At 71.8% G+C, this 22,763-nt stretch carries 18 protein-coding genes; 12 read left to right on the top strand and 6 right to left on the bottom strand.

The annotated features are described in order from the left end of the window. Positions 1-36 precede the first annotated feature (36 nt). Both G401_RS0106340 and G401_RS0106335 read right to left on the bottom strand, forming a co-directional pair. Complete coding sequence (locus tag G401_RS0106340; protein WP_027341840.1) at positions 37-858, bottom strand: prenyltransferase/squalene oxidase repeat-containing protein; 822 nt, start codon at positions 856-858, stop codon at positions 37-39. A 33-nt stretch (positions 859-891) separates the two neighbouring features. Next, positions 892-1,215 (bottom strand): MGMT family protein, encoded by a 324-nt coding sequence (locus G401_RS0106335; RefSeq protein ID WP_027341839.1) that lies wholly within the window; start codon positions 1,213-1,215, stop codon positions 892-894. Positions 1,216-1,227: 12 nt separating this feature from the next. On the opposite strand from G401_RS0106335, the gene proB reads away from it, so the two are divergent. Continuing rightward, positions 1,228-2,382 (top strand): glutamate 5-kinase, encoded by a 1,155-nt coding sequence (proB, locus tag G401_RS0106330; protein ID WP_051366251.1) that lies wholly within the window; start codon positions 1,228-1,230, stop codon positions 2,380-2,382. A gap of 7 nt (positions 2,383-2,389) precedes the next feature. Then, positions 2,390-3,634: a glutamate-5-semialdehyde dehydrogenase gene (locus tag G401_RS0106325; protein ID WP_027341837.1), complete on the top strand. Its 1,245-nt coding sequence runs from the start codon at positions 2,390-2,392 to the stop codon at positions 3,632-3,634. A 124-nt stretch (positions 3,635-3,758) separates the two neighbouring features. Here G401_RS0106325 and G401_RS0106320 read toward each other — a convergent pair whose 3' ends face one another. Then, positions 3,759-5,237, bottom strand: a complete 1,479-nt coding sequence (locus G401_RS0106320) for a gamma-glutamyltransferase (RefSeq protein WP_027341836.1) — start codon at positions 5,235-5,237, stop codon at positions 3,759-3,761. A gap of 19 nt (positions 5,238-5,256) precedes the next feature. On the opposite strand from G401_RS0106320, the gene G401_RS43865 reads away from it, so the two are divergent. From G401_RS43865 to nuoH, 4 genes are read left to right on the top strand one after another with little or no spacing between them, the layout of a single operon-like run. Beyond that, on the top strand, positions 5,257-6,627 hold the full coding sequence (locus tag G401_RS43865) for an MFS transporter (protein ID WP_084556918.1): 1,371 nt from the start codon (positions 5,257-5,259) through the stop codon (positions 6,625-6,627). A gap of 12 nt (positions 6,628-6,639) precedes the next feature. Then, entirely contained in the window at positions 6,640-7,161 is a 522-nt protein-coding gene (locus tag G401_RS0106310; RefSeq protein ID WP_027341835.1) for an NADH-quinone oxidoreductase subunit B, read from the top strand. Between the two features lie 52 nt (positions 7,162-7,213). Then, a complete protein-coding gene (locus G401_RS0106305; protein ID WP_027341834.1) occupies positions 7,214-7,840 on the top strand; it encodes an NADH-quinone oxidoreductase subunit C in 627 nt (208 codons plus the stop codon). Beyond that, entirely contained in the window at positions 7,840-8,799 is a 960-nt protein-coding gene (nuoH, locus tag G401_RS0106300) for an NADH-quinone oxidoreductase subunit NuoH (protein ID WP_027341833.1), read from the top strand. The genes G401_RS0106305 and nuoH overlap by 1 nt, the downstream gene beginning before the upstream one ends. Before the next feature lie 64 nt (positions 8,800-8,863). Here nuoH and G401_RS0106295 read toward each other — a convergent pair whose 3' ends face one another. The 3 genes from G401_RS0106295 to G401_RS0106285 form a co-directional block, all read right to left on the bottom strand. Beyond that, positions 8,864-11,344 carry a carboxypeptidase-like regulatory domain-containing protein gene (locus G401_RS0106295; protein WP_027341832.1) on the bottom strand — a complete coding sequence of 827 codons (2,481 nt, stop codon included), beginning with the start codon at positions 11,342-11,344 and terminating at the stop codon, positions 8,864-8,866. A 60-nt stretch (positions 11,345-11,404) separates the two neighbouring features. After that, positions 11,405-13,888: an MSCRAMM family protein gene (locus tag G401_RS0106290; RefSeq protein ID WP_027341831.1), complete on the bottom strand. Its 2,484-nt coding sequence runs from the start codon at positions 13,886-13,888 to the stop codon at positions 11,405-11,407. 161 nt (positions 13,889-14,049) lie between these two features. Beyond that, the gene (locus G401_RS0106285) at positions 14,050-16,557 is read right to left on the bottom strand and encodes a carboxypeptidase-like regulatory domain-containing protein (RefSeq protein WP_027341830.1); all 2,508 of its coding nucleotides are present in this window, start codon (positions 16,555-16,557) and stop codon (positions 14,050-14,052) included. Between the two features lie 131 nt (positions 16,558-16,688). Here G401_RS0106285 and G401_RS43860 point away from each other — a divergent pair, with 131 nt between their 5' ends. The 6 genes from G401_RS43860 to G401_RS0106255 are packed head-to-tail and all read left to right on the top strand — an operon-like array spanning position 16,689 to position 22,713. Then, positions 16,689-17,207 carry a NuoI/complex I 23 kDa subunit family protein gene (locus G401_RS43860; protein ID WP_034590957.1) on the top strand — a complete coding sequence of 173 codons (519 nt, stop codon included), beginning with the start codon at positions 16,689-16,691 and terminating at the stop codon, positions 17,205-17,207. Then, entirely contained in the window at positions 17,204-17,698 is a 495-nt protein-coding gene (locus G401_RS43855; protein ID WP_034590868.1) for an NADH-quinone oxidoreductase subunit J family protein, read from the top strand. The genes G401_RS43860 and G401_RS43855 overlap by 4 nt, the downstream gene beginning before the upstream one ends. Then, positions 17,699-18,028, top strand: a complete 330-nt coding sequence (nuoK, locus tag G401_RS0106270) for an NADH-quinone oxidoreductase subunit NuoK (protein ID WP_027341829.1) — start codon at positions 17,699-17,701, stop codon at positions 18,026-18,028. After that, complete coding sequence (locus G401_RS0106265) at positions 18,018-19,814, top strand: NADH-quinone oxidoreductase subunit 5 family protein (RefSeq protein ID WP_027341828.1); 1,797 nt, start codon at positions 18,018-18,020, stop codon at positions 19,812-19,814. The genes nuoK and G401_RS0106265 overlap by 11 nt, the downstream gene beginning before the upstream one ends. Continuing rightward, positions 19,811-21,295: a complex I subunit 4 family protein gene (locus G401_RS0106260; protein WP_027341827.1), complete on the top strand. Its 1,485-nt coding sequence runs from the start codon at positions 19,811-19,813 to the stop codon at positions 21,293-21,295. The genes G401_RS0106265 and G401_RS0106260 overlap by 4 nt, the downstream gene beginning before the upstream one ends. Before the next feature lie 11 nt (positions 21,296-21,306). Then, the gene (locus G401_RS0106255) at positions 21,307-22,713 is read left to right on the top strand and encodes an NADH-quinone oxidoreductase subunit N (protein WP_245601632.1); all 1,407 of its coding nucleotides are present in this window, start codon (positions 21,307-21,309) and stop codon (positions 22,711-22,713) included. Positions 22,714-22,763: the final 50 nt, after the last annotated feature.

The following is a 22,763-nucleotide window of genomic DNA, read 5'->3' as shown; positions in this document are numbered from 1 at the left end:
CCCGCCTCCTTCGAGGCGGGGCCTTTCGTATGACTCCTATCGGCAGGCGCGGATCGCCATCAGGGTCGTGTGCACGTCGAAGGCGTCCCCGTCGTCGCTGGTGAAGCCGCCGTCCGTCCGCTGGAGCTCGCGCAGGCGCAGCATGGACGTGATGATCAGGCGGTCGTCGTCGCGTACGCCGACCCGCCGGTTCGAGGCGGCCAGCCACGCGGCGTCGGCCGCGCTCAGTTCGGGCATGCGGTCGATGAGCCGCTGGTGCAGGCGTACCGACTCGTAGAACATGTCCTGCCGGTAGAGGACGGCCGCGGTCAGCCAGGTCGCGACGAGGAAGGTCGGCATCGTCCCGTCCGGCTGCACCTGCTCCCGCAGCGCCTCGGCGGCCTGGACCACCATTCCCGCGTACGCGCCGCCGGGTCGCTCGTCGAGCGGTCCCGCCGACCGGGCGTCGAGTCCGGCGACCGTCAGCCAGTACGCGGCGTTGGCGGTGATGTACAGCGCGGCTTCGGGGTCGCCGGGCCGGGCCCAGTCCGGGGCGACGGCCGCCAGCGACTTGTCCTCTTCCCACAGGCCGTTGGCCTGCTGGCGGGTGGCGAGCCAGTCGAGCGCCCGGCGGGCACTGGGGCGGCCGAGCGCGCCGAGGTCGTCGAGTTCCGCGAGATGGAAGCAGGTCGCATCGACGGATGCCACCTGCTCGGCCCAGAACGCGGGCCAGCCGCCGTTGTACGCCTGGCCGTTCTCAGCCCGTTCGAGGACCGCCTCGGCCGGCAGCGCGCCCGTACGCAGATACGAGAGGCGTGCGCGGTCGACATGGTCCCCCTTGGCCACCACGAACCCGATGGCGGCATCAATGTCGATCACGCTGTGAAGGCTAGACGGCTACCGTGCGTGTCCTCAACCGCCGACCGTGTGATCTTCGGGGTACCAGGCGGCCGTCTTGATGATCACCCGGCCGGCCCGCAGCGGCACGCCCTCGGCCGCCAGCCGCTCGGTCGCCCGCTGCTCATGGCCGGGAACCACCCGGCCGGACGAGTTGACGACCCGGTGCCAGGGCACGCCGGCGCCGTAGCGGGCCATGATCGTGCCGACCTGGCGGGCAGAGCACCGGCCCGACACGTCGGCCAGGTACTCGGCGATGGCGCCGTAGGTCATGACCCGGCCCGGTGGTATCCGCTCGACCAGCTGAAGGACGAGCTCGCGGTATTCGTCGGAGTCCACGGCCCCCACACTATGGGAAGCCTCCGACGGCCACCGATCGGCGCAGGTCAGAATGGTCGGGTGCGGCAGACTGTCACGTCGGCCCGGCGCATCGTGGTCAAGGTCGGCTCCTCGTCCCTGACCACCGCCGCGGGCGGCCTCGACCCGGATCGGCTCAACGCCCTGGTCACCGCGCTCGTCGCGGGCGGGGCGAAGCAGGTCATCCTCGTCTCCTCGGGCGCCATCGCGGCCGGCCTGGCCCCGCTCGGACTGCCGCGCCGACCGCGGGACCTCGCCACCCAGCAGGCCTCGGCGAGCGTCGGGCAGGGCCTGCTGATGCACGCGTACACGGCCGCGTTCGGGGCGCACGGGCGAACCGTCGGGCAGGTGCTGCTCACCGTCGACGACCTCACGCGGCGCTCGCACTACCGCAACGCCCGGCGTACGCTCCAGCGGCTGCTCGATCTCGGCGTGGTCCCGATCGTCAACGAGAACGACACCGTCGCCACCGACGAGATCCGGTTCGGCGACAACGACCGGCTGGCCGCCCTGGTGGCCGCGCTGGTCGAGGCGGAGCTGCTGGTCCTGCTGTCCGATGTGGACGCTCTGTACACCGGCGACCCCCGCGACCCGGCCTCGCGCCGCGTCGAGCTGGTCCGGGGCGAGGACGATCTCGCCGGGATCACCATCGGCGCCGCGGGGAAGGCGGGCGTCGGCACCGGCGGCATGGTCACCAAGGTGGAGGCCGCGCGCATCGCGAACGGCGCCGGCATCCCGGTCGTCCTGACCGCCGCGCCGCGGGCGGCCGAGGCCCTGCGCGGCGAGGAGGTGGGCACACTTTTCACCCCCCATCCCGTACGCGCGTCGGCCCGCCTGTTCTGGCTGGCCCACGCGACGGCCGCCCGGGGCCGCCTGCATCTCGACGCCGGGGCGGTGGCCGCCGTGGTCGAACGGCGCAAGTCGCTGCTGCCGGCCGGGATCACCGCGGTCGACGGCGCCTTCGCGGCCGGTGATCCGGTCGATCTCGTGGACGGCACCGGCCACCCGGTGGCCCGCGGACTGGTCAACTACGACGCCCTCGAACTGCCGGGCCTGCTCGGCCGGTCCACGGTGGAACTCGCCGCGACCCTCGGTCCCGGCTACGAACGTGAGGTCGTCCACCGCGACGATCTCGTCATCCTGAAATGAGGCAGCCATGACGCAGACAGTCGCGCAGCAGGCCCAACTCGCCCGGGCGGCCGCCCGGATCCTCGCGACCGCGCCGCGGGCCGTCAAGGACGAGGCCCTGCTGACGATGGCCGAATCGCTGGCTGCGCGTACGCCGGAAATTCTGGAGGCGAACGAGCGGGACGTCGCGGCGGCGCGGGAGGCGGGGACCAGCGAGTCGATCGTGGACCGGTTGACGCTGACGCCGGCGCGGCTGGCCGGGATCGCCGACGGGCTGCGGCAGATGGTCGCGCTCGCGGACCCGGTGGGCGAGGTCGTGCGCGGCTCGACGCTGCCCAACGGCCTGCAGCTGCGCCAGGTACGCGTGCCGTTCGGCGTGGTCGGCATCATCTATGAGGCACGGCCGAACGTGACGGCGGACGCGGCCGGGCTGACCCTGAAGTCGGGCAACGCGGTGCTGCTGCGGGGTTCGTCGAGCGCGGCGCACTCGAACGCGGCGATCGTGGCCGTGCTGCGCGAGGCGGTCGCGAAGACCGGGCTGCCGGCCGACGCGATCCAGCTGGTCGACGCGTCCTCGCGGGAGAGCGTGGGCGAGCTCATGCGGGCCCGCGGCCTGGTCGACGTGCTGATCCCGCGCGGCGGCGCGGGCCTGATCCGCAGCGTGGTCGAGGGGTCGACGGTGCCGGTGATCGAGACCGGCGTGGGCAACTGCCACATCTACGTCGACGCGTCCGCCGACCTGGACATGGCGCTGAGCATCCTGCTGAACGCCAAGACGTCGCGGCCCTCGGTCTGCAACGCGGCCGAGTCGCTGCTGGTGCACGCCGACGCGGCCGCCGCGTTCCTGCCGTCGGCGCTGGTCGCGCTGGCCGAGGCCGGCGTGACCGTGCACGGTACGCCCGAGGTGGCGGCGTTCGGCGAGGTCGTCGCGGCGACAGCCGAGGACTTCGCGACGGAGTACCTGTCGCTGGATCTCTCGGCGGCCGTCGTGTCGTCCGTGGACGCGGCGATCGAGCACATCGCGGCGTACGGGACGGGGCACAGCGAGGCGATCATCACCGGATCGCTGGCGGCCGCGCAGGAGTTCACGGCTCGGGTGGACGCGGCGGCGGTCCTGGTCAACGCGTCGACCCGGTTCGTCGACGGCGGGGAGTTCGGCTTCGGCGCGGAGATCGGCATCTCGACCCAGAAGCTGCACGCGCGCGGCCCGATGGGCCTGCCCGAGCTGACCTCCACGAAGTACGTCGTCACGGGCGCCGGCCACATCCGCTGACGCTCCGCGTGGGTTCCTCAAGATCCAGTTTAGATCACGGTTCTCACCCGAATCTTGGCCCAAGATTCGGGTGATTTCCCTGATCCGACCGGGATCAAGGAGCGGCCGTAGCGTGCAAGGGGTGTCAGGCCGGGTAGGCGCGGGCGGCGCCGCCGCGGCGGGGGTCACCCGCCACCCCGCCGCGCCCCACCGCGCTGACCGCGCCGAAGAAGTGGTGCGTCTTCTCCCACCGCTCGATCTCGAATCCCGCGCCGACCAGCGCCTCCTCGTCCGCCGCCGGATAGTTCGGCTCCAGGTGCGCGGTGTTCTCGGCGACGTGCAGGCGCGGCGTACCGACGGCGGCCGGGACCGAGCGACCGTCGACCAGGTAGGGCACGAGGGTGCTGAGCAGCGCCGACCGGATCCGCGACGCGCCGGCCGCGCCGATCGCCAGCTCCAGCTGCCCGCCGGGCGCCAGCACCACCAGCGGCGACATCATCGAGTGCACCCGGTCGCCCGCGGCCAGATCGCCGGCCACCAGCTCACCTTCACCCAACATCGAATTCAGGTGTACGCCGAGCCCCGGCAGCCAGACCCCGGAGCCGAGCCCGAGGGTGTGCGTGACGACGCAGGCGTTGCCGTGCCGGTCGACGACCGAGATGTTGGTCGTCTCGCCGCGTCGCAGCGGCTCCCGGGGCGGCGGGTCGAAATCGTGCCCCTCGGGCTCGACGTCGAAGACGGCCTCGGTGGCGGACGCCGGCCGGTGGCCGTTGTCCCGGAGCGTCTTCGCGAGCGCGACCGCGCGTTCCGGCCGGGACAGGGCCGAGATCTCGGGGAGCGCCGCGAAGGTGGGCAGGGTCCGGTTCAGGTCCAGCCGGCCGCAGACGTGCCGCCCGGCGAGCGTGGCCGAGCGTACGGGGCGGGAGATGACGCGGTAGTCCGCCAGATCGCGCCGGCCGAGCGCCCCGCCGGCCGCGCGTACGCCGTCGGCGATGAGCGGTCGGGTGTGCCCGTCCCACTCGTCGATGCCGGTCCCGAGCAGGGCGAACGCGTCCGCCAGCCCAGGGTGCAGGAGCAGGTCGCCGCCTTCGAGGAGCCGGCCCGTCGGCGCGTACGCCCGGGCGCCGTCGCCGATGGTCATGGCGGCCCGGATCGAGTGCAGCGCCTCGGCCTGCGGTACCGGGATCGGTGCCCCCGACCGGGCGAGTTCGTACGCCGGCCGCACGATCTCGGCCCACGGCAGCGAGCCGAAGCGGCGGTGCAGTTCCGCGCAGCCCGCCGGTACGCCCGGCACGGCGACCGACGCGCCACCGATCTCGTAGTCGATCGGCACCTCGCCGAAGTAGACCTCGACGGGGACCATCGGTCCGGCGACGCCGCCGTCGAGGCCCGGTACGGCGCAGAAGAAGTCGAGGACGGCGACGCTGCCGGAGTCGGCGGAGAAGACGGTGGCGAATCCGCCGCCGCCCAGGCCGCACAGGATGGTCTCGGTGGCGCACGAAGCGAAGGTGGCGGCGACGGCGGCGTCGACGGCGTTGCCGCCCTCCACCAGGACGCGCAGACCGGCCTCGACGGTCGCCGGATGTCCGGCGGCCACCCCGGCCGATACGCGACTCTTTCTCACTCCCGTACGCTCTGTGCCCATGGAAGCGCCCATGCAGACCAGTGTGGCCAATCAGGCGCCGGCCCGCGCGCCCCTGCCGCCTCGTGTCCGCATCGGGTATTCCCTGGGATCCTTGGTGACGGGCGCTTTCGGCACGGTTCCCGGGTTGCTGCTGCTGCCGTACCTGACCGACACGCTGGGCGTACCCGCGGCGGCGGCCGGGTTGCTCGTGCTGCTGCCGAAGGCCTGGGACGTCGTCGCGAACCCGACCGTCGGGCGGATCTCGGACCGGACGCAGACCCGCTGGGGCGCCCGCCGGCCCTACCTGCTCTTCGCCGGGCTGACCCTGGCGGTGCTGTTCGCGCTGATGTTCGCCGCGCCGTTCGGCCGGTCCGGCGCCGTGGTCTACGTCGCGGCGACGTTCCTGCTCACCGCGACGGCCTTCGCCTTCTTCCAGGTCCCTTACGGCTCCATGCCGGCCGAGATGACCTCGACCAGCTCGGAGCGTACGCGGCTGATGACCTGGCGGGTGGTGATGCTGGCGACCGCCATCCTGGTCTCCGGCGCGATCGCGCCGCTGGTCGTCGACCTGGGCGGCGGCGGCATCCCCGGCCACCGGGCGATGGGCGTCTTCGTCGCCGCGATCATGGTCGTCGGCACGCTCTGCGCGTTCTACGGCACCGCGAACGCGCCGCTCGGCGAGGTCACGGCGGCCGAACCGTCGCTGCGCGCCCAGCTGCGGGTGGCCGCGGCGAACCGGCCGTTCCGCGTACTGGTGGCGTGTTTCGTGGTGCAGGCGGCCGGGGTCGCGTGCATGCTCGCCGGGGTGCAGTACTTCGCAGACCACGTGCTGCACCAGCACGACGCCACGACCATGCTGTTCATCACCGTCGTCTCGCCCGCCCTGGTCGTCACCCCCTTCTGGCGCCGGGTCGGCGACAAGCTGGGCAAGCTGCGCGGCTACGTGCTCGCCTCCGCCACGCTCACGGCCGCGACGCTCGCCCTGGTCAGCGCCCCGTTCGTGCCCCGCTTCGTGGTCTACGTGCTCGTCGCGATCATGGGATTCGGGTACGCCGGCCAGCAGCTCTTCGGTCTCGCGATGCTGCCCGACTGCATCGCGGCCGACGAAGCGCGTACCGGGAAAAGGCAGGGCGGGGTGTTCACGGGCGTGTGGACGGCCGGGGAGACGCTCGGCCTGGCGCTCGGGCCGGGGATCTTCGGCACGGTGCTGCAGCTGTTCCACTACGTGCCGTCGAGCACGGGCGTGGCGGCGGCGCAGAGCGCGCTCGCCGAGCGCGGCGTGCTGCTGGGCTTCACCCTGGTCCCGGCGATCATCGTGGGCCTGGCGCTCGTCTTCCTGCGCGGCTACACCGCGGTCCCGGAGCCGGTCCCGGCTTCCGCCCCGGCGTAGTCTGAGCTCATGGTGCAGCTGCCCGCGGTCCTCGGCCACCCGATCAAGTTCGTGCTGAACTGGGGCCGCCGATACTCGCTGTGGGTGTTCAACTTCGGCCTCGCCTGCTGCGCGATCGAGTTCATCGCGACGAGCATGGGCCGGCACGACTTCATGCGCCTCGGCGTCATCCCGTTCGCGCACGGGCCCCGGCAGGCCGACCTGATGATCGTCAGCGGCACGGTCACCGACAAGATGGCCCCGGCCGTCAAGCGCCTCTACGACCAGATGCCCGAGCCGAAGTACGTCATCTCGTTCGGCGCGTGCAGCAACTGCGGCGGCCCCTACTGGGACAGCTACTCGGTCACCAAGGGCGTCGACCAGATCATCCCGGTCGACGTCTACGTGCCCGGCTGCCCGCCCCGGCCGGAGGCACTGCTGCACGGCATCCTGCGCTTGCAAGAGAAGATCGCGGCCGAGGAGTCCGGTCTCGGCGGCGTCGACCGCCCCGACCCGCTGGCCCTGACCGCCCCGTCGGTACGCCGTCCGGAGTGACCCCGGCCCGACCGACACGACCCCCGGGCTGCTGCTCGCCTAGGATCGGGCCATGACTCCCGAGGAGGTCGGCGCGCGCCTGACCGAGCTGCTGGCGGCGGCCGGTGTGGCGGACGGCGTCACGGCGGGCGTCTCGGCCGGCAACGCGTACGCGCGGGCGGTCGTGGACGTGCCGGCGGATTCCTGGCCGGCCGCCCTGACCGTCGCCCGCGACCGGCTCGGCTGCGACTTCTTCGACTGGCTGTCGGCCGTCGACGAGCTTCCCGAGGGCTTCGCCGTCCTCGCGCACCTGTGGTCCACCGCGGAGCGGTTCGGCGTACTCGTGCGCACGCGGCTCGGCCGGTCGGAGCCGTCGCTGCCGTCCGTTGTGGACGTCTATCCCGGCGCCGCCTGGCACGAGCGGGAGACGTTCGAGATGTTCGGCATCGGCTTCCCCGGCGAACTCCCGCCGCTGCTGCTGCCGCCCGAGTTCGAGGGCCACCCGCTGCGTAAGGAGTTCATCCTGGCCAGCCGGGTCGCGAAGCCGTGGCCGGGCGCGAAGGAGCCGGGCGAGTCCGAGTCCGGCTCCGCGAAGCGCGCCCCGGTACGCCCGCCGGGCGTACCCTCGCCGGAGGAGTGGGGTCCGGCCGCTCACCGGGCGGCTACGGCCCCCGAAGCGGCTCCCGGGGCGGAGGACTGATGCCCGTCTGGCTCGAACTCGCGATCCGCGTGGCCGGCGTGTTCGTCGCGTTCCTGGTGCTGCCGCTGATCGTCGGGCAGACCGAGCACAAGGTCATGGCGCACATGCAGGGCCGCCTCGGCCCCATGTACGCCGGCGCGTTCCACGGCTGGGCGCAGCTGGTCGCCGACGGCGTGAAGTTCGCGCAGAAGGAGGACGTCACGCCGCGCGCCGCCGACCGCCCGGTCTTCCGCTGGGCACCGGTCGTCGCGCTGATCCCGTACCTCATGGCCCTCATGGTGATCCCGCTCGGCCCGGGTGACCTGGTCGGACAGTCCCTCGACGTCGGCCTCTTCTTCGTCCTCGCCGTCCTCGGTATCGGCGTCGTCGCCGTGCTCATGTCCGGCTGGGCCTCCGCCAACAAGTACTCCCTCCTGGGCGCTCTGCGGGCGGCGGCGCAGCTGATGGCGTACGAGCTGCCGCTGGTGCTGTCGGCGGCGAGCGTGGCCATGGCGGCCGGGACCCTGTCGCTGTCCGGCATCGTGCACGCCTGGCAGCCGTGGTGGCTCGCCTGGCAGCTGCCGGCCCTGGCGGTCTTCTTCGTGGCCGGCGTCGCCGAGATCCGCCGCCCGCCGTTCGACATGCCGATCGCCGACTCCGAGCTGGTCTTCGGCTACATGACCGAATACACGGGCCTGCGCTTCGCGTTCTTCCTGCTCGCCGAGTACGTCGGCATCGTGGTGATCGCGGCGCTCACGGCGGTGCTGTTCCTGGGCGGGTGGAAAGGTCCCGGGCCGGACGCGATCGGCTGGATCTGGATGCTCGTGAAGACGTTCGCGGTGGCGTTCGTCGTGATCTGGCTGCGGGTGTCCTATCCGCGGCTCCGGGAGGACCAGCTGCAGAAGCTGTGCTGGCTGATCCTGGTGCCGGTGGCGCTGGCGCAGCTGATCCTCACGGCGGGTGTAAACATCGCCCGCTGACCTTGTTCCTCAACGGCAAGAGGACGGCCCGCCAGGTGGCGAACCGTCCTCCTGCGACCGAGCCTCAGCGCCGGGTGGCGTGACCCTGCTGCAAGCTCGGTGTGATGTCCGATCGACAGTCCGCCCCGGGGGTGATCGTCAGTCGATCCACCGGATCGATGACGTAGCTCGGCTGGGGGCGGCGGCCGGGCGCCGCCGACCGCGCAACGGTGACGTAGCACGGCTGGGCCAGCGACGGCGCGCTGAGCATCAGCACGACCTGGCCCGGCACCGAGATGGACTCGAACAGTCCACGTCCGACACCGACATCCGCGACCCGGTCACCGGTCACGGGGTCGAAGGCGGTGAGCGTCCACGTGTTCGCCGGGACGCCCTGCACGGTCAGCCACATCTGCGACAGCGGCCGCAGCCGGATGTCAGCCTGGGCGGCCTGGCCGCTGGTGACCTGGACGTAGCCTGCGTCGAAGCGGTTGGCACCCGGTCCGGTCCAGCCCACCACCTGCCCGAACGGCGACAGCGAGAGCGACACGGGCCAGCGGTACGGGCCTAGGCCGGACTGGGTGTAGCTGCCGGTCGCGCAGCTGCCGTAGCCGGTGATGACAGGGCCTGGGCACACCAGGTCGGTGGAGCCCGGACCGGTCACCGTGCCGTTGATCGACCCGCTCGGGAGGAGATGCTGCGTCGGCCCGGTGGTGGTCTGACCCGCTACGAAGGTGAACCGGGTCGCCTGCCGCTGGTCACCGCCGCCGCCGGCGTCCGTGACCCAGAGCGCGCCGAGATTGGTGTTGACTATCAGGTACAGCAGCACCTGCGCGGAGCCGGCCGGGATCGGGCCGAGCAGAGCATGCCCGCCGCTCACCGTCGGGCAGGCGTCGGTGGCCCGGTCGGGCTGGAAAGGAGCTGCCGTGACGGCGTGGAAGCAGATCTGCGACGGGCTGTAAGCGTTCGCGGGAACCGTGTAGTCGAGGGCCAGAACCGCACCCGGCCGCAGCCGGAGGGTGACCTTCGTCGTCTGTCCGAGGACCGCCGAGACTTTCCCTGACGAGGCTGGGAAGTAGGTGGGCGTGCGGCTGGCGGTCACGGAGGTGAAGCTCGTCGAGGCGGCGGTGGAGTCGTACGCGTAGACGCCGGCCGCGATCGCCGGGGCACAGGCCGACCACGAGGTGGTGTTGCCCTTGACGCAGGCCCCCGTGACCGGCTGCCCGGTCACGTCGTCCAGCACGGTGACCTCGATGCGGGCCGGTGCGACGAGCGTCTCCTGGACGTCGGTCGTGGTCTTGTCGGTCACCGTGATGGTTCCGCTCTTCGCGGGATCGGTCGTTCCCGGCCAGTACTGCGTCAGGCGGCTGGTGGGCACGAGCGTCAACCGATACTGCCCGGCCGGCACGTCGGGAATCTCGAAGTGGCCGTCGAACCAGGCGTAGGTGGTGAAGGAGACCGTCTCGTCGACGGACGCGAAGTTCAGCCGTGTACGCGGTGGCGTACCGCCGTCGAAGTCGTGCAGTGTGCCGGTGATGGCACCGGCGCCGGGCCGCAGGACGACGCTGACCGCCGAACCGGCAGGGCTGACGCTGATGCTCGACGGCGTGACGGTGCCGGTTCCCCACGCGCTTGCGTAACCAGCCGCGCTGGTACGCAGGTAGTAGGCCAGATCATCCTGCGCGAGGCCGGTCAGGGTGAAACGCCCGTCCTGGTCGGTCACCGTCTGGGCCACCGTCTCAGCCGTATACGCCAACGGGCTCAAGAGCTGGACGTCGGCGCCCGCGATGGCGGCCCCGGCGGGATCGCGTACGGTCCCGGTCAGGCTGCCCGTCGTCGCCGGCGGGATCGGCGTCACCGGCAGGAACGTCTCGTTCACGGTGGTCGTGGCGCCGGCCGTCACGGTCTGCGGCTGGGCGTCGGCGAACGTGGTCCGGCCGGGGACGTACTGGGTCGGGTAGCCCGCCCCGTAGACCTGTATCCGGTACTGCCCCGCGGTCAGCCCGCCGAGGTTGTAGCTTCCATCCAACCTGGTGTACACCGTTTCGATGTCGTCGCCCGTGGCCGTGTACACCTGCACGACAGCGCCGGAGGCGGGTGTGCCGTCCTGACGCCGGATCGTTCCCGTGATCGTCCCGCTCGCCTCGGCCATCGTCGGCAGGACGAAATCGACCGTACGCGGAACCCCGGGCGCCGGTACGGTCACCGGCTTGCTGCCGTTGTACTCCACCGAGGCAGGCCACCAGCGGGCGGCGTACCCGGGCGCGGCGGCCTGCATCCGGTAGATGGCGAGCTGGTCGGAGATGCCGCCGACCTCGTAGTGCCCGGCGGCGTCGGTGCACGCGTGCGCGAAGAACTGCCACTGGTTGTAGTGGACATCCACGCAGGCGCCGGCGAGGGGCAGGCCGGAGCTGTCCCGTACCGTGCCGACGATCCTCCGGGCGACGTCGGGCGACGTGGTGAGGCCGGTACGCGTACCGGATGGTGTGACCGCCTGGGCGGGCGCGGGCGCTCCGAGCAGCGCGGCGGTGAGCAGCAGTGTCAGGGTCGCGGCGAGACGACGCACGGCGATCCTCCCCGTGAGAATGCGAGATGCCTTCGGCACGGTACCTCCTGTGTTCTCTGGTTAGCGGCGCGTGCCCGATCCTGGCTGCAGGCTCGGCATGATGTCCGGCCGGCAGTTGACGCCGGGTGTGATCGTCAGCTGCGCTACCGGGTCGATCACGTAGCTCGGCTGGGAGCGCCGGCCGGGCAGCGCGGGCTGCGGAATGCTGACGTAGCAAGGCTGGGCCATCGACGGCGAGCTGAACCGGAGCACGGCCTCTCCGGTCAGCTGGAGCGGCGACCCGGCCCCCGTGGCCGAGACTCGGTCGCCGGTGACGGGGTCGAACGCGGTCAGCGTCCAGGTGTTCACCGGTACGCCGACCGCCGTGACCACCATCTCCGACACCGGCCGCAGGCGGATGTCGGCCTCGGCGGTCTGACCGCTGACGACCTGAACGTAGCCCGCGTTGTAGCGGTTGGTCCCCGCTCCGCTCCAGCCGACGATCGTCCGGCTCGATGACAGGAAGACCGAGACCGGCCAGCGGTAGGGCCCCAGGTGGGACCGGGTGTACGACCCGATGGCGCAGCTGTATCCGCCGTCGCTGGGCCCGCCCGGGCAGACTGTCTCGGTGCCGGCGCCGGGTCCGCTCACCGTGCCCCGAACCGATCCGCTGTAGAGGAAGTGCTGGACAGGTCCGGTGGTCGTCTGCCCGGCGGTGAACGTGAAGCGGACGGCTTCGCGCTGGTCGCCTCCACCGCCGACCGTGGTCATCCACAGTGCCCCGAGGCCGCTGGAGCCGCCCGGGGAAAGGAGGAAGACCTGCGCCTGGCCCGGCTCGATCGGTCCCAGCAGCACACGACCGGCGGTCACGGCGCCACAGCCGGCGTCGGAACCCCTGGTCGCGAAGGGTACGCCGGCGTCCGAGACGAAGCAGACGACGGTGGGTGCCGCAGCATCCGCGGGCACGGTGACATCGAACGCGAGCAGCGCGCCCGGCCGGAGCCGGATGGTGATCTTCGTCGTCTGCCCCCGTGCCGCGGCGATCGGACCTGACTGACCGCTGAAGTAGTAGGGGGCAAGGGTGGCGACGACATAGGAGTAGCTCTGATCACTGGTGAAGGAGTCGAACGTGTACACGCCAGGGGCGGTGGCCGGCGCGCAGTCCGACCATTCACCCGACGGCGGCCGTACGCAGGCTCCCGAGATCGGCTGCCCGGTCGCGTCGTCGAGGACGGTGGCCTCGATCCGGGCCGGGGCCGCCAGGATGCCGTCGAGGTTCGTCACAGCTCCGTCGGTCACGGTGATCGTGGTTTGCCGGTCGGGATCCACAGTGCCCGGCCAGTACTCCGCCGGACGGTCGGAGTGCGTCATCGTGATTTTGTAGGTGCCGCTCGGAACGTTCGGCACCTCGATGTGGCCGTCGATCCACGCGTACGTCGAGAAGCTCACGGAGCCGTCGAGCGAGGTGAAGGACAGCTGGGTCAGTGGCGGCGCGCTCCCGTCGAAGTCGCGTACCGTGCCGGTGACCGCACCCCCCGAGCGCAGCACCACGTCCTTGACGACATCGGCCGTGCCGGTCTGGATCGTCGACGGCATCACGCCGTTCGCGCCCCAGGTCGCGACATACCCTGGCGCGGTGGTGCGCAGGTAGAACGTGCCGACGAGGTGAAAGAGGCCCGGCACGGTGTAGTGGCCGGCTTGATCGGTCACGGCTCGGGCGAGCGGAGCCATGCCCCAGGTAGCGGGCGGCCAGACCTCCACCGTGGCACCGGCCACGCCGGCACCGGCCGGGTTCCGCACCGTCCCGCTGATACCGTGCAGGGTGGAAGAAGGGATGGTGGGCAGGGGCAGGAAGGTCTCGTCCACGGTGGTCGTCTGCCCGGTGACGACCGTCTGCGGTTGCGCCTCGGCCACCTTCGTCTTGCCCGGGACGAACTGCTGCGGGTAGCCGTCTCCGAACATGCTCACGATGTACTGGCCGGAGACCAGGCCGGTCAAGGCGTAGCTTCCATCCGTCCCGGTGTACGCGACCGCCACGGCCACGTTGTCCGGCGTCTGCACCCGTACGCGTACATCGACCGCGGGTGTGCCGTCTTGGCGGCGCACCGTTCCGGCGACGCGGCCTGACGCCTCCGCCGGCGACGGCAGGACGATGTCCGCGGTCGTGCTCGACCCCGGTCCGCCGCCGACCACCGCCCGGGCGTCGCCGAAGTCCACGGCCGACGGCCACCAGCGGGTGGCGTACCCCACCGCGGACACCTCCAACCGGTAGCCGAAGTCCGCCAGCACGTTGTCCATCTCGTAACGGCCGGCCGAGTCGGTGCAGACATGGTCGAGGTAGAGCCACGGGGACGAGTTCGTGTGAGCGTCGACGCAGGCTCCCGCGATCGGCCGGCCGGCGGTGTCGCGTACGGTGCCCACGATCTTCCGGTCCTGGTCGGGTGGAGTGATGAGATCGGCCGGCGTACCCGATGATGGGCCGGATGGGACGGCCTGGGCCGGAACCGGGGCTCCCAGCAGCGAGGCGGTCAGAAGAACGGCGACGGCCGAGGCGAGACGACGCACGGCGATCCTCCCCGTGAGAATGCGCGAAAATGCCCTCGGCACGTTATCGATCTTGGAGATGCCCGGCAATGAGCCGAACGTACGGCGGGGTCTTCCTTTCGGGGCTGATCAACAGTAAGGGACGGCCTGCCGGGTGGCGGGCCGTCCCTTGATGCCTCCGGTCAGCGGCGGGTGGCCGATCCTGGCTGCAGGCTCGGCGTGATATCCGACCGGCAGTTGACGCCGGGTGTGATCGTCAGCTGCGCCACCGGGTTGATCACGTAGCTCGGCTGGGAGCGCCGGCCGGGCAGCGCGGGCTGCGGAATGCTGACGTAGCACGGCTGGGCCATCGCGGGCGCGCTCAGCTTGAGGACGACCTGGCCGGGCACCCAGATACTGTCGTACGTCCCCCGGTTGGTGCCGATGTCCGAAACCCGGTCACCTGTCACCGGGTCGAACGCGACGAGGGTCCACGTGTTCGTGGGTACGCCCGCGACGGTCACCCCGATCGGCGACAGCGACCGCAGCCGGATGTCGGCCTGGGCGGAACCACCGCTCGTGACCTGGACGTATCCGGCGTTGAAGCGGTTGGTGCCGGCCCCCGACCAGCCGGCCACCTGGCCTCCGCCGTACAGCGCGAGGGACACCGGCCAGCGGTACGGCCCCAGCTTCGGCTGCGTGTACGCCCCGGCGCCGCAGTTGAGGTAGCCGGTGTAGACCGGACCGGGGCAGACCTGCGACGTCGCACCGGGGCCGGTGACCGTGCCCTGGATCGAGCCGCTGTAGAGCAGGTGCTGGCTCGGCCCGTTCGTCGTCTGCCCGGCGACGAACGTGAAGTCGGTGGCTTCGCGCTGATCGCCGCCGCCGCCGGAGCCGGTCACCCACTGCGCGCCGAGGTCGCTGGCTCCGGTCGGCGCCTGCAGGAAGACGTTGACGTGGCTGCCCGGCCGGATCGGGCCGAGCAGCGCGTGCCCGCCGGAGACGGTCGGGCAGGCCGCGCTGCGGTCGCCGTTGTCGTACTGGAACGGGGCCGAGGTCGTCGCGCTGTAGCAGATCTGTGTCGGGCCTTGTGCGCCTGACGGAACGGTGTAGTCGAACGCGAGCTGCGCGCCCGGCTTCATCCGGATGGTGACCTTGGCGGTCTGCCCGATCGTCGCCGCCGCCGGCCCGCTGGAGGCGATGAAGTGGTACGGCCCGTCGGTGGCCGACACGCTGGGGAAGTTCAGCGCTTGCGTGAAGTCGTCGTGGGCGTACACGCCGGGGGCGATGGCGGGAGCGCAGGCGGTCCAGCCACTCGTGCCGGTGAGGACGCACGCGGTGGTGATCGGCTGGCCGGTCACGTCATCCAGCACCGTGGCCTCGATACGGGCCGGGCTGAGCAGCGTCTCGCGCAGATCGGTCGAGGTGTGGTCGGCCACCGTGAAGGTGCCGTACTCCTGGGGCGTACGCCCGCCCGGCCAGTACTGGTACGGCCGCGTGTAGGGCTCGAGCGTGAGCCGGTACTGACCGGCGGGCACGTTGGGCAGCTCGAAGTGGCCGTTGAACCAGCTGACCGTGTTGAAGGTCAGGGAACCGTCCAGCGAGGTGAAGACCAGCGAGGTACGCGGCGGCACTCCGCCGTCGAAGTCACGCAGCGTACCTGTGATCGCGCCGACGCCGGGCCGCACGGTGACGTCCCGGATCGTGTCGACCGGAGGCAGGCTGTTGGTGACGGGCGTGACGTTGCCGGCACTCCAGGCGGTCGCGTAGCCGGGGGCGCTGGTCCGCACGTAGTAAGTCTGGCTGGCCTGGGCCAGACCCGTGAGGGCGTAGTGGCCGTTCTGGTCGGTCACCGTCTGCATGAGGGCCGCGGACTCGTAGGCCAGCGATCCCCACAGCGCGACGGTGGCTCCCGCGACCGGCGTACCGGCCGGATCGTGGACCGTGCCGCTGAGGCTGCCCATCGTCGCCGGCGGAATGGTCGCCAGGGCGAGGAAGGTCTCGTTCACCGTGGTCGCCGCGGCCGTTGTCACGGTCTGCGGTGCGGCCGAGGCCAGGTCGGGCTGCCCGGGAACGTACTGGACCGGGTAGCCGGCCCCGCTGACCTGGATCCGGTACTGCCCGGCGACCAGACCGTCCAGAGTGTACGAACCGTCCGTCACGGTGTACGCGATCTGGACAGCCGGCACCGTGGTGTCCAGGAAGGCCCGCACGATGGCCCCGGACGCGGGCGTACCGTCCTGCCGGCGGACCGTTCCGGTGATCTTCCCGCTGGCCTCCGCGGTGGACGGCAGCACGAAATCCACCGTCCGAGCCTGACCCGCGACCGGGAGGGCGACGACCTGGGCGCCGCTGATCTGCGCCCCGTTCGGCCACCACCGGGCGGCGTGGCCGACCGCCGAGGCGTGCAGCCGGTAGGAGGCCGGGACGGTCGAAACGTCGCCGATCTCGTAGTGACCGGCCGCGTCGGTGCAGGCGTGCGCGAAGTACGCCGTCAGCGAGCCCTGCACGTCCACGCAGGCGCCCTCGATGGGCTGGCCGGCGGTGTCGCGTACGGTCCCGGAGAACGTGCGCTCCTGACCGGGCGGTGTGGTGAGGCTGTTGGGCGTACTCGATGATGATGTGTTCGAGGTGACCGCCTGTGCCGGACTGGGTGCTCCGAGCAGCGAGGCGGTCAGCAGAAGAACGATGATCCCGGCGAGACGACGCACGGCGATCCTCCCCGTGAGAATGCGAAATGCCACCGGACCGTATCGATGATCAACCGGGCTGGCAATGAGCCGAACGGTCGGCCGGACCCCCGGTGCTCGCGCGCGCCCCTTCAGCAGGGGATGATGTGGCCATGAGTGCGGGCGGTTTCCCCGGGTCGGGACTGGCGAAGGGTCTGGCGGTCACGTTGAAGACGATGACCCGCCGGTCGACCACTCAGCAGTACCCGGATGTGGCACCGGAACTGCCGCCGCGGTCGCGGGGGGTGATCGCGCTGCTCGCGGAGAACTGCACGGTGTGCATGCTCTGCTCGCGCGAGTGCCCCGACTGGTGCATCTACATCGACTCGCACAAAGAGGAAGTGCTGGTGCCGGGGGCTGCCCGGCCGCGCCAGCGCAACGTCCTCGACCGCTTCGACATCGACTTCTCGCTCTGCATGTATTGCGGCATCTGCATCGAGGCCTGCCCGTTCGACGCGCTCTACTGGTCACCCGAGTTCGAGTACGCCGAGTACGACATCCGCGATCTCGTGCACGACAAGGATCGGCTGGGGGAGTGGGTGGCGACCGTGCCGCCGCCGCCCGCGCACGATCCGATGGGCGAGCCCGCCAAGGAGGAGCAGAACGCCGCGAAGAAATCGGCCGCCGCATGACCGGCCTTGATCTTCTGCTCGCCGGGATAGGCCTGGTCGCGGTGGGTGCGGGCTGGGCGGTGGTCGCCACCAACCAGGTCGTGCGCGCGGGCTTGTGGCTCGTGGTCTGCCTGGGTGCCCTGGCCGCGGAGTACCTGCTGCTCACGGCCGAGCTGGTGGCCTGGACGCAGGTGCTGATCTACCTCGGCGCGGTCGTCGTGCTGCTGCTGTTCGCCGTCATGCTCACCCGGGCGCCGATCGGGCCGAGTCCGGACCTCGACCGCAAGGTCGGGCCGGCGAGTGTGGTCGGGGTCGGCGTGGGGCTCAGCCTGGGCACGCTGTTCGCGGTCGCGTACGGGTGGACGAAGTACGCCCTGCCGGCGCAGCACGGCAACGCCGAGACGGTCGGCGGCCCGATCTTCACCAGCTGGGTGCTGCCCTTCGAGGTCGTCTCCATCCTGCTGCTCAGCGCGCTGGTCGGGGCGGTCGTCGTCAGTAGAGGGGCCAAGTAGATGCACCCCTTCATCCCGTACGCCGTCGCCAGCGTCCTGTTCGGCCTCGGCGTGATCGGCGTACTGCGGCGGCGGAATGCGATCCTGCTGCTGATGTCGGTCGAGCTGCTGCTCAACGCCGTCAACCTGATCTTCATCACGGCCGACGCGACCCTGCCGAAGACGGCACCGACCGGGCAGATCTTCGTGCTCTTCGTGATCGTGCTCGCGGCCGCCGAGATCGGCGTGGGCCTGGCGGTCGTGTTGCAGCTGTTCCGGTTGAAGGCGCGGATCAACGTCGACGAGGTCCCGCTGGACGAGCATCAGCCGGAGGCGACCCATGACGTCTGACCTGCTCGCTCTGCTGCTGCCGGTGGTTCCGGCGGTCGCCGGGCTCGTCGGCCTGCTGACGCCGCGGGGCAACCGCCTGCTCGGAGCGGCCCTCGGGGTCGCGGGTGCGGCGGTCGCGCTGCTCTTCGTCGTTCTGCTGCTCGTCGACGGCGATCCGGTCGAGAAGGCCCTGAACTGGGTCCGGATCGGCGACTTCCAGGTCACGTACGCGGTCGCCGTCGACTCCCGGGCGCTGTATGTCGGACTGGCCGTCACGATCGTGGCGCTGGCCGTCCAGGTCTACTCGATCGGCTATCTCGCGGGCGACGACCGCTACGGCCCGTACGCCGCCCAGATCAGCCTGTTCACCGCGGCGATGCTGGCCGTGGTCGTCGGCGAGGACCTGATCCTGGTGCTCCTCGGCTGGGAGGTGATGGGCGCCTGCTCGTACCTGCTCATCGCGCACGATCGCCGTCTTCCCGAGGCGCCCGCCGCGGCGGTGAAGGCGTTCCTGGTGACGCGTACCGGCGATGTGGGATTCCTGCTCGGGATCGCGCTGCTCGGCGTGCAGGCGGGCAGCTTCCGGATCGGCGACGTCTTCGCGGCGCTGCCGCGGATGAGTTCCGGCGTCGTCCTCGCGGCCGCCCTGCTGCTGCTCGCCGGGGTCGCCGGCAAGAGCGCGCAGTTCCCGCTGCACACCTGGTTGCCGGACGCGATGGCCGGCCCGACGCCGATCTCCGCGTTGATCCACGCCGCGACGATGGTGGCGGCCGGTGTCTACGTGGTCTTCCGGCTTTACCCGGTGTTCCTGGCCGCGCCCGCGGTGCTGACCGTGCTCGGCGTCATGGCCGCGATCACGCTGCTGCTCGGCGCCTTCGCGGCCACCGCGCAGGACGACATCAAGCGGGTCCTCGCCTGGTCGACGGTCAGCCAGCTCGGCTACATGACCGGCGCGCTCGCCGTCGGAGCGCCCGACGCGGCGCTCTTCCACCTGCTCACCCACGCCGCCTTCAAGGCGCTGCTGTTCCTCGCGGCGGGCTGCGTCATCCACGCCGTCGGCACGAACCTCATGTCGCGGATGGGCGGGCTGCGCGGCGTACTGCCGGTGACGTTCTGGTGCATGACGATCGGGCTCGCGGCGCTCGCCGGGGTTCCCCCGCTCGCCGGGTTCTGGAGCAAGGAGGCCATCCTCGGCGCGGCGCAGCACGGGTCCGGCGGCACGGCGCTGCTCGTCTACCTGGCCGGCCTGGTCGGCACGTTCGTCACCGCCTGGTACGCGACGCGCCTCTGGCTCAAGGTCTTCTTCGGTCCCGGATACAACGATCACGTGCACACCCCGGGCTGGACGATGCAGGCGCCGGTCATCGTGCTGGCCGTTCCGGCGGCCGGACTGGGGTTCGGGGCGTACCTGGTGAATCATCATCTGACCGAGCTGGACCCGGTCGCGCTGCTGCCGATCCTGCTCGTCGCGCTCGGCATCGCGGCCTCGTGGTGGAGCTGGAAGCGTACGGGTGACCCGGCGACCGTCCTCGGCGGCGTCCGGCCGTTCGTCGCGGGCGCCTTCGGTCTCGACGCCGTGCAGGACGTCCTCGTCGTCCGCCCGGTGCAACTGCTCGCCCGGGTCACGCGGTTCGCCGACGAGTCCGGAGTGGACGGCATCGTCACCGGGATCGGCGCCGGTACGCTCGCCGCCGGCACCGGGCTCGCCCGCTGGCACCGGGCGGGCCTGCCGCGGGCGCTGGCCGGGGTGCTCATGCTGGCGGCCGTGTCCGTCCTCGTCTTCGCCCTGAACGGACTCCTCCGATGAGCGCGCTGTTGATCGGACTTCTCGTCGTGCCGCTGCTCGGCGCCGTCGCCGGATTCGTCCTGGGCGGCCGGGCCGGCCGGATCGCCGCCACCGTCGCGGCCGCCTTGACCCTGGCGGCCGTCGTTCCGCTGGCCTTCGACCGGGGCGCGGGGATGTGGCATGAGGTCGACGCGGCGTGGCTGCCCGATCTCGGGATCCGCTTCCATCTCGGGGTGGACGGCGTCTCGTACCCGCTGGTCGTGCTGACCGCGCTGCTGACGCTGCTGTGCTGCGCGTACACGCTGTGGCGCCCGGCCGGCGAAGGGCCGGACACCGCGAGGTTGAGCGCGCTGCTGCTGGCCATCGAGGTCGGCCTGATGGGCGTGTTCACCGGCCTGGACCTGATCGTCTTCTTCATCGCGTTCGAGGTCGTCCTGCTGCCCATGTACGCGGTGATCGCCGGCTGGGGCGGCCCGGACCGGCAGCGGGCGGCCCGCAAGTTCGCGCTGTACACCCTGTCCGGCTCGGTGCTGCTGCTGATCGGCGTCCTCGGGATCGGCCTGCGGGCCGGCTCGTTCGACATCGTGACCCTGACCCAGCACCCCACCCTCACCCGCGGTACGCAGATCGCCCTCTTCGCGGTCGTCGCCGTCGCCTTCGCGGTGAAGGCTCCGCTGTGGCCGCTGCACACCTGGCTGCCCGACGCGCATACCGAGGCGCCGACGGTCGGCAGCGTGATCCTCGCCGGCGTCCTGCTGAAGATGGGCACCTACGGGCTGATCCGGGTCGGGCTCGGCGTCCTGCCCGAGGGCGCGAGGGCGGTGGCCCCCGTCCTCGGCGTGCTGGCCGTCGCCGCGATCATCATCGGCTCGCTGGTCTGCCTGGCGCAGAGCGAGCTGAAGCGGCTGATCGCGTACTCGAGCGTGGGGCACATGGGTTTCGTGCTGCTCGGGATCGCCGCGGGCGCCACGAGCGGCGGGCTCGCCCACTCGACCGGGGTGCAGGCCGCGCTGCTGGGCAACGTCGCGCACGGCGTGATCACCGGACTGCTGTTCTTCCTGGCCGGGGCGATCAAGGACCGTACGCACACGGGCTGGCTCGACGACCTCGGCGGGCTGCGCGAGAGTTCCCCGGCGATGGCCGGCGTGCTCGGCTTCGCCGCCCTGGCCAGCCTCGGCCTGCCCGGCCTGGCCGGCTTCTGGGGCGAGGCGTTCGCCGTGGTGGCCTCCGTCCAGCTGGGACACGGCTGGATCGCCCTCGGCGCGATCGCCGCGGTCGGCGGGGCGCTGACGGCCGCGTACCTGCTGCGGCTGCTGCGGCGGGTCGCGCACGGTCCGGCCACATCCGCCGTCACCGGCATCGCGGCGGTCAGCCGGGCCGAGCGCTGGGCCTGGGCGCCGCTCGTCCTGCTCGCCCTCCTGCTCGGCGTGGTCCCCGCGCTGGTCAGCGAGGTCGCCGCACACTCCCTGCAGGCCGACGAGATCGAGGCGGTGACCCGGTGAGGGGTGACGCGGTGAGCCTGCTGCCGGTCTACCTGGCCGCGGGTACGGCCGTCCTGGTCTTCCTCTGCGACCTGGTGTTCGCCCGAGTGGCGGTCACCGTCGGCGCGGGGGTCCTCGGCGCGGCCGCGACCGCCGTCGGGGCCGCGTTGACCCGGCGCGGCAAAGCGTTCTGCGACGACACCGCCTGCTCCTGGGTCTTCGACCGGCCCGCGACCCTGGTCGCCGTGGCCATGGCCGTGATCACCGCCGTGGTCCTGCTGCTCTCCGTGCCCACCCTGCGCCTCGGCGAGATCCCGGCCGGGGAGTACGCGTTCCTGCTCACCGCCTCCATGACCGGCGGCGTGGCGCTCGGCGGCGCCCGTGACCTGATCGCCCTGATCGTGGCGCTGGAGACGCTGACCCTGCCGCTCTACGTGCTGGTCGGGCTGCGGCGCAAGTCCGTCGAGTCGGCCCAGGCGTCGGTGACGTTCCTGCTGACCAGCGTGATCGCGACCGCCGTGACCCTGCTCGGCGCCGCCCTCGTCTACGCCGCCACCGGCGAGGTACGCCTCAGCGCCCTCACGACGGCCCTCGACGTCTCCGGTCCGGCGCGGCCGCTCGCCGGGGCCGGCCTGGTGCTGCTGATCGCCGGTCTGGCGTTCAAGGTCGCGGTCGTGCCGGCCCACGCCTGGGCACCGTCCACCTACGACGGTGCGCCGCTGCCGGTGGCCGCGTACCTGTCGACGGCTTCGAAGCTCGGCGGCATCTTCGCGCTGCTGTACGTCGTCGTGGGCGCGGGGCCGGCCTGGTACCACGTGACCGGTCCGGCGCTCGGCGTACTGGCCGGGCTGACCTTGCTGGCCGGAAGCCTGGTCGCGCTGCGGCAGCGGCGGATGGTCCGGCTGCTGGCCTGGTCCTCGATCGCGCAGGCCGGATTCCTGCTCGCCCCGCTGGCCGCCCTCGGCCACGCCGCACCGGCGGACCTGGTGACGGCGACGGTCGCGTACACGGTGATCTATCTGATCGTGGAGCTCGGGGCCTTCGCCGGAGTGATCAGCCTGCGGCCGGCCGGGGCCGACGGCGGCGACCTCGCCGAGTACGCGGGCATCGGCCGCTCGGCGCCGCTGCGTTCGGCGGCGCTGGCGTTCGCCGTGGTGGGTCTGGCCGGGCTGCCGCCCGCGCTGGCGGGCCTGTTCGCGAAGGTGTTCGTCCTGCGTGCGCTGGTGGATGCGCGGGCGTGGGCGATGGTGGCGGTCGTGGCGGTCGCGGCCGTGGTCGGGCTCGCGGTGTACCTGCGGGCGCTCCTGCCGTTGTACCGGAGCGGGACGGCGGCGGCGCCGCGCGCGGTGCTCGGCTCGGTCGTGCTGGGTGTGCTGACGCTCGCGGCGGTCGTGGCCGGCTTCGCCCCCCAGGTGATCTTCTCCCTCGCCCGCCCCTGAGCCGCCCTCCTCGCGCCGCGCCTGCTCCATGATCCCGTTTGGATCAGGTT

Origin of the sequence: Hamadaea tsunoensis DSM 44101, from assembly GCF_000428945.1 — a bacterium.
Classification (GTDB): domain Bacteria; phylum Actinomycetota; class Actinomycetes; order Mycobacteriales; family Micromonosporaceae; genus Hamadaea; species Hamadaea tsunoensis.
The sequence above is the reverse complement of the archived record's forward strand: the minus strand, read 5'-3'. Positions and strand labels throughout refer to the sequence as shown.